This is a genomic window from Helicobacter pylori (genome assembly GCA_008032955.1).
GTDB classification, from domain to species: Bacteria; Campylobacterota; Campylobacteria; order Campylobacterales; family Helicobacteraceae; genus Helicobacter; species Helicobacter pylori_DC.
Genome location: CP032046.1, coordinates 130,217 through 142,853, shown reverse-complemented (window position 1 = coordinate 142,853; position 12,637 = coordinate 130,217). Strand labels below are relative to the sequence as shown.

Genomic DNA, 12,637 nt, shown 5'->3' with positions numbered 1-12,637 from the left:
CTCCCCTTTACATCAAAGCGCATTTTTTCCAAGCAAACGCCAAAAAAACAAAGCGCACACCAGCACAAACAATTCCTTAAACAGCCATTCGCTTTGAGCGTGCGAGCGGGCAAATTCAGTGCTTTGAAGCGCAACTTCGCCTATTTTTTGAGCGTTTAAAATATAAGGCGTGTAATAAAAAACAAAGAGAAAACACAACGCCCCTATCGCCACGCCAAGGATCAAATACACTAACGATCTTTTATAATAAATAAACGAAACGATTTCATAAAGTAACACCACAAAACCGATCGCGCCCAAAACATAATTGAAACGCACAAAGATTTGCGCCATGAGTTTCCCGCTCTCAAAGGGAGTCAGATTCAATTCGGGTAAAATGCTTGAAGCTTTGAAAACAATGGGTGCAACTATCGCTCCTAGAATGATCAAAGAGCCACCCAAAATACCTAAAAGAAGCAAATACACCCCTAAACCAAATTTTTTCATCTTCCACCTTTTTTAAGATTTTTGCAACAAATGGTTACAATCCTTAAACTGCCACACTTGAACTAAAGGCATAAAAAATTCTAAAAGGGCTTGAATGTCAGTGATCCTGTCTTTTAAACCGATAAACACTTCAATCTTCACGCCTTTTTCTAATAAAAGTCTAATTATAGAATCACTATACTTGTAATCCAATAAAAATTCCAATTCTTCTAAAGAACCCATTTTTTTAAAACGCTCCAATTGAGCGCTCAATCCCACTTCCTGATAAAAGTTGTCCATGTAGCTTTGCGGATCTTTTTGAAACGAAGAAAGTTGCAAGCGTTTGAACGCCAAACTCTTATGCGCTAACATGCAAGGCGAAAACAATAACAAAGAATTGATGCGCCGCTGTTGTAAGACTTCACTATAAGCGTATTCTATCGCCTTAATCGCCCCCATAGAAAAGCCTGAGATATCATAAGCCCCTTTTAAAAGCCACTCTTCAAACAAAACGCTTTCATTAACAAACCCAAAACCACTAAAAAAACGCATTTTCACCCGTTCAATAAATCATACAAATTGGAATGTTCTAAATATTCTTGCTCTAATAGTAGAGCGCTTAATCGCTTGCAAGCTGCAATTTGCGGCTTTAAAAACTCCAGTTGCTCTTCATAAAGAACGCTTAAAGACTCTTTTGTAGGGGCTAAAAGAAGCTCACTGGCCATAAATTCGTTCAAAAATTTCGCTTTTTGCAAGTCTTGTTTAGACAGACTATAACGCTCCTTATAAAGCAGCTCTAAAATAATCGTCCCGCTCAAATACACTTTAATATAATTTTTAATCTCGCTTTCGCTATGGATTTTATTCTCATTAAAGGCGATAAATTCCCCTAATATTGGTGCTTTATCAAATTCAATTTCTAGCCAATACGCGCTCAAGGCTTTCGCGCTTTGATACAAAGCGACTAATTCCTTTTGGTTTTCGTCTAAGGTTTGGGGCTTTTTCTTGCCGTAAGCGATCTTGTCTTTCACTTCTAAAATGTCGCTCTCAGTGATTTCGTTTCGTTGGTGTTTTAGGGCGTTTAGAGCGCTTTCATTGATTAAAGTCGCTAACATCGCCCCGCTAAAACCCACGCAAATTTTAGCGATCTTAAGGTAATTGAGCACATGCTTTTTGTTTTCTAACAGCTTTTCTAAAATGCTCTGCCTTTCTAGTAAATCCGGTAAAGAAATGAAAATGCGCCGATCAAATCGTTTGCTCCTTAATAGCGCTTCATCCATCACTTCCATTTGGTTAGTCGCTCCTATCACCACCACCTCATCGTTTTGCAAAAACCCATCCATTTCGGTTAAAAGCTGATTGAGCGTGGCCTCTCTTTCATCGCTCCTATGCCCTCCCCTAGCCTTACCCAAAGCGTCAATTTCATCAATAAAAATAATAGAAGGGGCATGCCTTTTAGCGTGCATGAAAAGTTCATGCACTTTTTTAGCCCCAGCCCCCACATAAATTTGAGAAAACGCGCTCCCGCTTTCATAAAAAAACGGCACTCTGGCTTCACTCGCTAAGGCTTTAGCGATCATGGTTTTGCCCACTCCAGGAGGCCCCACTAATAAAACGCCTTTAGGGAGGAAAATCCCTAAATCCTGGTATTTTTTAGGGTTTTTTAAATAATCTATCACTTCTAATAATTCTTCTTTGACTTCATCCACTCCTGCAATATCTTCAAAACGCACCCCTAGCGCATCGTATCGTTGGAATGCATTTTCTAATTCGTTTTTAGTCGCACTTTCTAAACTCATTTTAGTGTCCAGTCGTTTGGGCAAACGCCAAAAGATCCCAAAAAGCATGCTAGAAATGAAAAAAAGCAACGCCAAAAAGATTTTAGAAACCTTGTTTAAATTTTCTCGTTTTTCTACGGGCATGCTTTCTGGGATTTTATAAACCCTTAAAAAAGCTTCTTTGTTGGTTTTATAAAGACCCTTGTTAGCATAAAAATAATTTTCATCTTCAATTAGAGTTTGTTTAGGGTGAGACTGGATCACATAAAAAAAGTCCTTACCCGATATGAGCCTAGAAACATCGCTTAAGATTAAAAAAAGAAGCAAGCAAAAAGTAAGGATCAAAAACCCTAACGCCAAAACAAGCGAGCGGTTTTTGATGCGTTTAAAGGGAGCGGTGAGGTTTTCTAAAAATTTAGAAAACGGCATGATTTTCCCTATCCTTAATTTCATACTCTTTGATTTCTAAAAAACTAGCCCTTAAAGGCTTATCGCTTTTGATTTTAATGGGGTTGAAGAATTGATCTAGGGCTTTAAATTCGCCGTCTTTTTGCACTTCCACTAAGGCTTTTAGGGGCGTGTTGAGTTTGAGTTGCAATTGCCTGAACGCCTTATTTTTATGAAAAATCAAATCTTTAATCGCATTCAAACGCTTTTTAGAATCTTCCAAACTCACGCTATCATGCATCAAGCTAGAGGGGGTGTCTTTTCGTTTGCTGTAAATAAAAGGGTGGATGTGCGTTAAAGGCAAGCTTTCTAAATTTTTAAACGCTTTTTCAAAAACGCTTCCGCTCTCGCCCGGATGCCCTACAATAAAATCCGTGCCAATAGCAAAATTCTTAGAAGCGATTGTTTCTAATAATTCCCTATCGCTTTTAGTGCGGTTTCTTCGGTTCATTCTCTCTAGCATGAAATCATGGCTGTGCTGTAAAGCGATATGCAAATGTTTTTCTAAAAAATCCTCTCCTAAAAGCTCTAAAAATTCATCGTTGATTTGATTAGGCTCTAAGCTCCCAATCCTTATGCGTTTTAATCCGGTAATCTGGCTTAATTTTTTAATCAACCTTGCAATATTGCTTTCTTTATCTTTCCCATAGCTCCCCACGTTAGTGCCGGTTAAAACCACTTCTTGAACGCCTTTAGAGCATAAAAGACCCACTTGCTCTAAAATTTTCCTTTCTTCAAAGCTCCTAGCCCTCCCTCTCACGCTTGGGATAATGCAATAATTGCAATCAAAATCACAGCCTTCTTGAATCTTAATAAACGCCCTAGTCTTGCCCACAAACTCGCTCACCATCGTGGTGTCTAAGTGCTTGTTTTCTAAATTGTCATCTATGAAAAAACGCTTTTTTTCTTGTAAAAGCGCGTTAATCTTTTCTTTATTGTCATGCCCAAAAACACCCTTTAAAAACCCTTTTTCAAAAAGCTCTTTGCCTTGAGTTTTCACCCCACAGCCAGTAAATAGCACTTCTTTATTCAATCGCGCCATTTTTTTAGCGTAACTCCTTACCGCACTATCAGCCCCATTAGTCACGGTGCAAGAATTGATCACAATAATATCGGCTTCTTGTTCTTCTAAAATCGCGCTAAAATCCTTTAAATTCTCGCCCATCACTTGCGTGTCAAAAAGATTCGTCCTGCACCCAAAAGTTTTGAAATAGACTTTTTTCATTTTTGTTCCCTTTTATTCCCAAAGCCATCGCCTAGAGCATCAGCATCCACTTTAAGCAGCTTGCTGGTCGTATAAGCGATATGGATATTTTCTTCTTTCAAAAAAGCTTCAACGATTTCAGCCACAATCTTGCTCCTTAAAGACATGGTCGCATACGAATTGGTTTGATACCACACCGAGATTTTTATCCCGTTACTTTCAGGCATCAAAAAGCATCGTGGTTTCACGCTCAAACTCCTTAAAGAATACCGGTCGCGCATTTTATTGAGCTGTTTATAGGTGATATCCGTGTATTCTTTAGACAATTCTGTAGCGATGTTGAGCGCAATTTTAGAAGCTTTTTTAAAATCAGAATCAAATGTAACGCAAAAATCCACCCCATCCCAAACCGTTTTCATCCCAAAATGGCTGTAATTGGCGAACATGGTGGTGAAAATATAATTGTTAGGCACAAAGATAATTCGGCCCGCTCTCCTGTTATTCGTGTAAGTGGTAAAGGTTACGTCTTCTAAAATCGTAATGTGCAACATAGAAATATCCAACACATCGCCAATAAAAATATCCGTCCCCTTAGCGATACGAACCCTATCGCCCACATGCACGCTCCCCCCAATTAAAATGATAAACCACCCGAGCAAGCTCATGAACAAATCTTTCATCGCAATCGCTAAACCCGCGCTCGCAAAGCCTAAAACCGTTACCAAGTAAGTAACGTTTTCCAAATAAGAAAAAAGAAAAATTAAAATGATCACGCTCACATTCACGAAGTTAATGGCTTTATTCACGGTATAGACGCGCTCATTATTTTCAATGTATTTACTGGAAATGATTTTTAAAATCCACGCAAACACCACGCTCAAAAGGGCCGCTAAAAACACATAAATCAGTTTAAAAAGCTGGTTTTTAACTTGAGATTTGACAATACTAACGGCTTCATCGCTGTCTTTTTGGAAAATCCCGATCGTGGTTTTTAGAATGTTTTGAGCCCCTTGCAATTCTAAGCGTTTGGCTTGAGTTTGATAAATCTCATCGCTTAGTTTCGCGCTTTTATCCAAAGCGTGCCACTGATTTAAAAGCTGGTGTTTTTGATCTAAAAGCTTTAAAACTTCTTCTAAAGCAGTCTGATTGCTTTTGAGACTTTCATGCTTTAAACGCATGCTTTTAATGAAAGAAATGCCATCAATGATCGCAATAGGGTTAGCGATATTAGGGATATTGGGGATATTGGGGCGCTCTATCAAGTCCTTAAAAGGATTGACCCCGTAGCTTTCAAACATTTTTTGTTGGGACTCTAAAGCCTTTAGGGTATGCTCTAAGGTGCTAATCTTTAATAAATCCTTGCTTTTTTTATTTTTTAAGCGCCTTAATTCCTGCCTCACGCTCTCTTTTTCGGTATAAATTTGGTTGTAGATCTTGTAGTTTTCAAATTTTTTCAACCACACGTTATCGTCTTTGGCGAGTTTTTTATCCACCAAAGCCATTTGTTTTTGTATGGACAATAGCTCTTGGCTTTTATCTTCTGCTTGTAAAAACAAAAAACAAAAGAATAATAATACCCTTAATGCCATTTTTCTAACACCTTTATGATCGCTTCTTTAGGGATATGAGAGGCAACCTCAAACGCTCCAATGCCTTTAGGCAGAATGAATTTGATTGTCTTATTTTCGCTTTTTTTGTCTAAAAACAAGCGTTCGTAAAATTTTTGAATATCGGTGATTTTGTAATGGAATATCAAATCAAATTTTTTCAATAAATTTTCTATGCGTTCGTATTCTTTTAAAGTGAGCATGCCTAAAGAAAGGGCTAAATCATTAGCCATGCGCATGCCAATAGCGATCGCTTCGCCATGCAAAAATCGCTCGTAATTGGTCTCGTTTTCTATCGCATGCCCAAAGGTATGCCCATAGTTCAACCCAGCCCTGATGTTTCGCTCTTTTTCATCTTGAACAACGACTTGAGCTTTGATACTGACGCTTTGAAAAACCACCTCTTCTAAACAATCTTTCAAATCCTTTGTTTCTAATATTTCTACCAAGTTTTTATCAAAACACACCGCCATTTTAATGATTTCAGCAACCCCTGCTTGAAATTCCCTTTTTTCAAGGGTTTTTAAAAAAGCTAAATCAATATAAACCGCTTTAGGCTGGTGGAACGATCCGATTAAGTTCTTACCATAAGGCGTATTAATCCCTGTTTTCCCTCCCACGCTCGCATCCACTTGAGCGAGTAAAGTCGTAGGGATATTAATAAAATCAATCCCCCTGAAATAAATACTGCTCGCAAACCCCACCATATCGCTTATCACTCCCCCACCAAGGGCTATCATTAAAGAATGGCGGTTTAATTGCATTTCAAAGGCGTTGTTTAAGATGCACTCTAATGAATGAAAATTCTTGTATTTTTCTCCGGACTCTATCACGCACACTCTGACTTCTAAGGCTTTCAAGCGTTCTAATAAATAGGGCAAATGCAACCCGGCCACGATGCTATCGCTAATGATGAGGGCTTTTTGTTTCAATTTTATTTCAGGCAGTTCCCCCAAAAACACTTTATAGCTTTTTTCTTTTAAAGGGATTACAATTTCTTGCATTCTTTCACTCCGCTACAGGGATAAAAATTTGAGGGTTATCATCGTTTAAAAACGCTAATTTTTCCACTTTAGTGGATAAAAACCACCAAAAGCGCGTGTGCGTGATGCACTCTTCAAAAGGCATGAAATGCAAAATGGGATTTCTTAAAGAATTGAGATACATGATAGGATTTTTAATATCGGTTTGGAAAATCTCAATCTTGCGGTTGAGCGTGTTGGCTAAATTTTCATAATGATTGACAATCTCGTTTTTATAGCGCTTGTTAGGGTCAAAATCATAAAGCAACAAGCCCAAATCCATTTGCATAGACACATCAAAGATCACTGAAGACATGTCCTCATTAATATCCAAGCTTTCATTCAAAACCACCACGCTTTGAGAGGTTTTAGACAAACCGGAAGTGTTGGTTTTATAAACCGGGGTGGCTGTTTTATGCAAGGCCTTTCGGTGTTTTTTAGACAAAAAAAGCTCTCTGCCTACCACGATTAGGCCCATTTTTTTTTGGTGGTCTTCATGGAGTTTTTGGATAAAACTTTTCCCGTAAAAATCAAAATTCACTTCAATGCTTTCGGTTTCTAGCGCTAAAAATTTATGGTAAAACTTAGGGCTAGTGGGGTGTAAAACCTGAATGTAGAGCTTGTAGCTCTTTAAATGTTTGTGCAAAAACAAGGCTTGATACACATCGCGCATCATCGCTTTTCTGTTCTGCAAACGCATATCAATGTATAAATAAATGCTCTTACCAAAGGGGGCTGGGAACTGCCCCACATTGCTTTTGACTTGATGATACACCGCGTTTAAAATTTCCGGATTGCCCGCCACTAAAAGAATGTCTCGCGGCTGGATAACCAAAGATTTAGTGGAAAGCAACAAAACATCGTTGCGATAAAGCCCCACAATCCTATATTCTTTTTGCCTGATAGAGCCAATATGCCTGTAAGCAAAAATGCTCCCAAAAGGCACATCAATCTCCATGATCTCGCCCTTGCCTAACCCAAACTCTCTAGGGGTGCTAGGGATATTAGGCAAACGAGAAATGAATTTATTGGCTAAAACTTCAAATTCATCAATCAAAATAAGCTTTTCATCTTTATTTTCTTCATTATTTTCTAAAGTTTTTTCACCATCTTTTTTCACGCTCAAAACCACGCGCATGCGTTTGAAATGGGTCTGAATGATTTTATGAATGATGCGCTGTTCTTTAAAATCTTGTATGATTAAAAACGCATCGCTCACCTCATCGTTTAACACTTGCAAAAGCCTGAAACTAGAAGTCGCATCAAAACAATAAAAAGCGAAAGTGCTCGGGTAGTTTTTAGGGATAAGGCTCTCATTTTTGACAACCACTATATAAAAATTATGATTAGAATAATGCCTTAGCACCAAGTCTAAAAAATTTTTTGCTACAATGCCATCTAAAATAAGGGCGATTTTTTTCAATTCCAAACTTCCTAAAAAATGATTACGCCATTATATCCAAGATTAAGGCTTAAACGATGGATTTTCAACTCCAAGCGACTGACAAACACGCGCGAGCTGGTCTTTTAAATTTAGCCCACTCTCAAGTAGAGACACCCATTTTTATGCCTGTAGGCACGCAAGGCTGTATCAAATCTTTAGACGCTATGGATATGCAAGAAATTTTAGGTGCTAAACTCATTCTAGCCAACACCTATCACATGTATTTAAGGCCGGGTGAGAAAGTGGTTGAACAATTAGGGGGCTTGCATCGTTTCGCTCAATTTCATGGGAGTTTTTTAACCGATAGTGGAGGGTTTCAAGCCTTTAGTTTGAGCGATAATGTCAAATTGCAAGAAGACGGGATTGTTTTTAAATCCCATATTGATGGGAGCAAGCATTTATTCACGCCCGCTAAAGTTTTGGACATTCAATATTCTTTAAATAGCGATATTATGATGGTTTTAGACGATTTAGTGGGCTTGCCCGCTCCCTTAAAGCGCCTTGAAGAATCCATTAAAAGAAGCGCTAGATGGGCGAATCTTAGCCTAGAATACCACAAGCAAAAAAACCGCCCCAACAACAACCTTTTTGCCATTATCCAAGGTGGGACGCATTTGAAAATGCGCAGCCTTAGCGTGGGATTAACGCATGAGGGTTTTGATGGCTATGCTATAGGCGGTTTAGCGGTGGGGGAAAGCGCAGATGAAATGCTAGAAACCATCGCGCACACCGCCCCCTTGCTCCCCAAAGACAAGCCTCGCTACTTAATGGGCGTAGGCACGCCTGAAAACATTTTAGACGCTATCGGTTTAGGGGTGGATATGTTTGATTGCGTGATGCCCACCAGAAACGCCAGAAACGCCACCCTTTTCACGCATTTTGGCAAGATTTCTATCAAAAACGCGCCCTATAAATTGGATGATACCCCTATTGAAGAAAATTGCGCATGTTATACTTGCAAACGCTATTCTAAAGCCTATTTGCACCATTTGTTTAGGGCTAAAGAACTCACTTACGCTCGTTTGGCCAGTTTGCACAATTTGCATTTTTATTTAGAGCTGGTTAAAAACGCCAGAAACGCCATTTTAGAAAAGCGGTTTTTGAGTTTTAAAAAAGAGTTTTTGGAGAAATACCACTCCCGCTCTCATTGAATGAGTTTTTCTTAAAATAAGGCTTTAGTTTTTAATTTTTACTTAAAACAAAACCCTATCTTTGATAAATCTCAGGGTGGGTGCTTTTAAAACGCCTATGGAACCAAAAATAACTTTCCGGATGCTTTTTAATCACTTCTTCGCACAAACTCGCTTGGGCTTGCGTGCATTCTAAAACATCGTTCTCAGCATTATCGGTGATTTTAGAGCGCATACTCGGGTAATAGGTCGCTGTGTAATGCGAATAATCGTCATTAAAATCAATGAATACCGGCTGAATGTCTATATTGTAACGGCGCGATAAAATAGAAGCGATCGTGGTGTGCGTAGCGTCTTTATTGAAGAATTTCACCACCACCCCATCTTTAGGCGCAACATTTTGATCCACTAAAATCCCCACAAGGCCATTGCCTTGATTATACATTTTAATGAGTTCTTTCATCGCTCCCACTTTATTGACAAAACGCACCCCAAACGCCTCTCGCCTGCTCATGATCATGTGATTGATAGGAGCGAATTTAGTCAAACGCCCCAAACACCCCCTACCATAGTCCTTATAATATTGCGCTAAAGTCGTGCCTACCGCTTCCCAATAGCCAAAATGCATGCATAAAGTGATCGCTTGGCCTTCCTTGTTTAAAGACTTCCACACATTTTCTTCATTGATGAGCGTGAAGCGAGCGTCGTATTCATCTTTAGGGATAAAGATCACTCTAATGGTTTCTAAAATAATGAAAGCAAAATTTTCATAACCCTTTTTAATAATCCTTTTTTTCTCTTCTTCGCTTTTAGAATCCCCAAACACAAAATCCAAATTGGCTTTAGCGTCAAAATAACGGCGCCTATCAAAAGTTTTCATGAGCCACGCCACAGCTTTGATGCACCTTAAAAACCACAAATGAGGCATTTTGGCTAAAATAAACCCCAAAATATTCACTAAAGATTCCACGATAAAAATACTCAAAATGCGCAGTTCTGTTTTAAAACCCTTGTCGCCTTGTTTTAATATTTTTTCGTGTATGAGTCGTTCTTTATAAGTCATTCTTTTTCCTTTAAAATGTTTAAAACGCATTCTTTAATTTTTTTAGGCTCTATGTTTTGGATAGAAAAATCCTTTTTATGGTAGTTGGCGTTTGAATTACCGGTGAGCGAAACATTGATCGGGCTTTCTAATTTAAAACGCTCCATGGGCGTGTTGCCATAAAGGGTGATGCTGGGTTTTTGCAACGCCCATGCTAAATGCGTAATACCCGTATCGCCCCCAATGATCAAATCCATTTTAAAGAGCAACGCCTTAACCTCGTTTAAAGTGAGTTTGGGGAGCAATAACACATCGCATTGGTTTTTTAAAGCGCCATAAAGTGCAGTGGCTTTATCTTCATCAGCATGCCATAGCAAGCAAATTTGAAAATTTTCTAGCATCAAAGCCAGCTCTTTAAAACGCTCTATGGGGTAGGTTTTATTGATTTTAGAAGTTTCTAAAACAAAAAGGATTTTTAGCTTGTTTTTATTCAAATTTAGTGCATCAACTTTTGGAGAATCTTGGTAAGAAAACACTTTAGATCGAGAGCTTAAGCCCTCTGAAATTTCTTCTGAAATTTCTTTTTGGGGCAAGTTTAGGGCATGAGAAAGGAGCGTGAAATTGCGCTTTAAAACAGGCTCATTATAAGCGATAGAAACTTTTTGCGAGTAAAAAAACGCGCTCAAACCCTCTCTAGCCGAAGTGCAATCAAAGCCGACTTTTTTAGGGGCTTTTAACATTTGAGTGATGAGAGCGGATTTGATCAAGCCTTGCATGTCAATGACTATATCGTATTCATAAGCCCTTAAAGATTTAAAAAGTTTGAAAATCTTCAAAGGGTTAAAGGTCGTAAGAGTGCTTTTTAAAGCGATGGGGTGTAATTTATCAATATAAGGGGAATGCTCTAAAATCGCGCCAAATCTTTCATCCACGAACCATTCTATTTGAGCGTTAGTAAAACGCTCTTTAATCAGCGTTAAAAACACCGCGCTCACGATAATATCCCCAAGCGCTGAAAGCCTGACAATCGCTATTTTCAAGCAAACTCTATCATCAAAGGAATGGGCTTAACGAGTTTAGGGAGCATCTCTTTAGCCAAGTAAAGCGCACCATTAGAATGGATCACAAGCTTGTTTTTTTCTAGCGTGTATTTTAGATGATGGCTGTCTGTCAGGCACAAATTTTCGGCTAAAGAAAGGATGAAACTCAGCCATTGTAAGGTTAAAAGGCTTGGCATCATCGCGCTCATGTGGGCGATAGCATTGTCTTTAGGGATTTTTTTATGGCTGAATTGCGCCAATAAGCAAATGATCGCTCTATCTTGGTGGCTAAAGCCATAACTCAAAGCGTTTAAAATAAAATACGCGCTGTGCTTGTGGGCCAAATAGACGCTTAAAATCTTACCCATGCTTGCTAATTCCCCCGCAATCTTTAAATGGAAAAGGTATTTTTCATCTATTTTATGCAAAGGCGATAAGGCTTCAAACAATTTCACGCATTCTTTTTTGACCTTTTGGCTGTGTTTTTCATGGGGCAAAAAGCGATCTTTTAAAGAGATGAGAGAAGGGTTGATATTGGGGGGGAATTTATGGTAATGGTTTCGTAATAAATCGCTCAAAAACACGCCTTCTCTCACCCCTACCCCACTAGTGATCATTAAAGAAGTTTTTAAATGCTCCAAAACGACTGATAAAATCAACGCCCCGCTCCTAATGCTATCCAAACGCTCTTCATTCACCCCTAAAAGCCGTAATTGATCTTCTTTGAGCGTAACAATCTTTTCAATGAACGCTAAATTTTTATGTGCATCTATTTCATAGCCATGCAAAGAATCAATAGGGTAACAAAAGCGTTTCATCAGCACCTTACTCAACGCCCTAATCGTCCCCCCCACCCCAAAGGCGTTTTTATGCTTAAAGGGCAGTTTAGAGACCTCTTTTTGGATAAAGGCTTTAGCCAGTTTGACCTCTAAGTCTTTGTCTAAAAACATTTCTTTAATGCGGATCGTGCCAACATCAAGCGAGATGAGATCTTTAATCTTGCCTTTTTCAATCAACGCGCACTCGGTGCTACCCCCTCCAATGTCTATCGTGATCCCTGAATTTTTATGCAACAAATTCGCGCATGCGATCCCGCCATAGAGCGCTTCTTTTTGCCCATCAATGATTTTGATTTGCAAACCGCAAGCCTTTTTCACCCTCGCTACAAACTCTAACCGATTAGGGGCATCGCGCACCGCTGAGGTCGCCACGCACAGGATTTTTTTGCTTTTGTATTTGAGGGCGATTTCTTTAAATTCGCTCAAGGCTTTAACGGCTCTTTGCATGGGGATTTCTTGTAAGATTCCATTAAACGCATAACAGCCCTCTGAAATCCTAACCTTAGACTTGGTCTCAAAAAGCAAGTAAAACCCAAACTGGCTCGTCTTTTTAAAGACAGCCAAACGCACTGAATTAGAGCCTATATCAATCACGGTTGTGATTTTAGCCATTGCTAGC

11 protein-coding genes are annotated in these 12,637 nt (G+C 39.0%); 1 reads left to right on the top strand and 10 read right to left on the bottom strand.

Features of this window, described 5'->3' with window-relative positions; genetic code table 11:
• Nucleotides 1-12 precede the first annotated feature (12 nt).
• The 7 genes from D2C72_00715 to D2C72_00685 are packed head-to-tail and all read right to left on the bottom strand — an operon-like array spanning nucleotide 13 to nucleotide 7,952.
• Nucleotides 13-486: a DUF4149 domain-containing protein gene (locus D2C72_00715; protein ID QEF43000.1), complete on the bottom strand. Its 474-nt coding sequence runs from the start codon at nucleotides 484-486 to the stop codon at nucleotides 13-15.
• A gap of 12 nt (nucleotides 487-498) precedes the next feature.
• Nucleotides 499-1,017 (bottom strand): hypothetical protein, encoded by a 519-nt coding sequence (locus D2C72_00710; GenBank protein ID QEF42999.1) that lies wholly within the window; start codon nucleotides 1,015-1,017, stop codon nucleotides 499-501.
• A gap of 2 nt (nucleotides 1,018-1,019) precedes the next feature.
• Nucleotides 1,020-2,672, bottom strand: a complete 1,653-nt coding sequence (locus D2C72_00705; protein ID QEF44149.1) for an ATP-dependent metallopeptidase FtsH/Yme1/Tma family protein — start codon at nucleotides 2,670-2,672, stop codon at nucleotides 1,020-1,022.
• Nucleotides 2,659-3,915: a tRNA (N(6)-L-threonylcarbamoyladenosine(37)-C(2))-methylthiotransferase MtaB gene (gene mtaB / locus D2C72_00700; GenBank protein QEF42998.1), complete on the bottom strand. Its 1,257-nt coding sequence runs from the start codon at nucleotides 3,913-3,915 to the stop codon at nucleotides 2,659-2,661. Before mtaB ends, D2C72_00705 begins: the two co-directional genes overlap by 14 nt.
• Nucleotides 3,912-5,483, bottom strand: a complete 1,572-nt coding sequence (locus D2C72_00695) for a mechanosensitive ion channel family protein (protein ID QEF42997.1) — start codon at nucleotides 5,481-5,483, stop codon at nucleotides 3,912-3,914. Before D2C72_00695 ends, mtaB begins: the two co-directional genes overlap by 4 nt.
• A complete protein-coding gene (locus D2C72_00690; GenBank protein ID QEF42996.1) occupies nucleotides 5,474-6,505 on the bottom strand; it encodes a 3-dehydroquinate synthase in 1,032 nt (343 codons plus the stop codon). Before D2C72_00690 ends, D2C72_00695 begins: the two co-directional genes overlap by 10 nt.
• A 4-nt stretch (nucleotides 6,506-6,509) precedes the next feature.
• Nucleotides 6,510-7,952: a potassium transporter TrkA gene (locus D2C72_00685; protein ID QEF42995.1), complete on the bottom strand. Its 1,443-nt coding sequence runs from the start codon at nucleotides 7,950-7,952 to the stop codon at nucleotides 6,510-6,512.
• Between the two features lie 50 nt (nucleotides 7,953-8,002).
• Between D2C72_00685 and tgt the strand changes: the two genes are divergently transcribed.
• The gene (gene tgt / locus D2C72_00680) at nucleotides 8,003-9,118 is read left to right on the top strand and encodes a tRNA guanosine(34) transglycosylase Tgt (protein QEF42994.1); all 1,116 of its coding nucleotides are present in this window, start codon (nucleotides 8,003-8,005) and stop codon (nucleotides 9,116-9,118) included.
• 55 nt (nucleotides 9,119-9,173) lie between these two features.
• Here the strand turns inward: tgt and D2C72_00675 are convergent, their stop codons facing one another.
• From D2C72_00675 to D2C72_00665, 3 genes are read right to left on the bottom strand one after another with little or no spacing between them, the layout of a single operon-like run.
• Nucleotides 9,174-10,160 carry a lipid A biosynthesis lauroyl acyltransferase gene (locus D2C72_00675; GenBank protein QEF42993.1) on the bottom strand — a complete coding sequence of 329 codons (987 nt, stop codon included), beginning with the start codon at nucleotides 10,158-10,160 and terminating at the stop codon, nucleotides 9,174-9,176.
• Nucleotides 10,157-11,179: a lipopolysaccharide heptosyltransferase I gene (gene waaC / locus D2C72_00670; protein ID QEF42992.1), complete on the bottom strand. Its 1,023-nt coding sequence runs from the start codon at nucleotides 11,177-11,179 to the stop codon at nucleotides 10,157-10,159. The genes D2C72_00675 and waaC overlap by 4 nt, the downstream gene beginning before the upstream one ends.
• Nucleotides 11,176-12,630, bottom strand: a complete 1,455-nt coding sequence (locus D2C72_00665) for a Ppx/GppA family phosphatase (protein ID QEF42991.1) — start codon at nucleotides 12,628-12,630, stop codon at nucleotides 11,176-11,178. The genes waaC and D2C72_00665 overlap by 4 nt, the downstream gene beginning before the upstream one ends.
• Nucleotides 12,631-12,637 lie beyond the last annotated feature (7 nt).

Bases quoted from the DNA above. Each gene is read 5' to 3' on its own strand.
- D2C72_00715 (QEF43000.1), bottom strand. From the start codon at position 486: ATGAAAAAATTTGGTTTAGGGGTGTATTTGCTTCTTTTAGGTATTTTG.
- D2C72_00710 (QEF42999.1), bottom strand. From the start codon at position 1,017: ATGCGTTTTTTTAGTGGTTTTGGGTTTGTTAATGAAAGCGTTTTGTTT.
- D2C72_00705 (QEF44149.1), bottom strand. From the start codon at position 2,672: ATGCCGTTTTCTAAATTTTTAGAAAACCTCACCGCTCCCTTTAAACGC.
- mtaB (QEF42998.1), bottom strand. From the start codon at position 3,915: ATGAAAAAAGTCTATTTCAAAACTTTTGGGTGCAGGACGAATCTTTTT.
- D2C72_00695 (QEF42997.1), bottom strand. From the start codon at position 5,483: ATGGCATTAAGGGTATTATTATTCTTTTGTTTTTTGTTTTTACAAGCA.
- D2C72_00690 (QEF42996.1), bottom strand. From the start codon at position 6,505: ATGCAAGAAATTGTAATCCCTTTAAAAGAAAAAAGCTATAAAGTGTTT.
- tgt (QEF42994.1), top strand. From the start codon at position 8,003: ATGGATTTTCAACTCCAAGCGACTGACAAACACGCGCGAGCTGGTCTT.
- D2C72_00675 (QEF42993.1), bottom strand. From the start codon at position 10,160: ATGACTTATAAAGAACGACTCATACACGAAAAAATATTAAAACAAGGC.
- D2C72_00665 (QEF42991.1), bottom strand. From the start codon at position 12,630: ATGGCTAAAATCACAACCGTGATTGATATAGGCTCTAATTCAGTGCGT.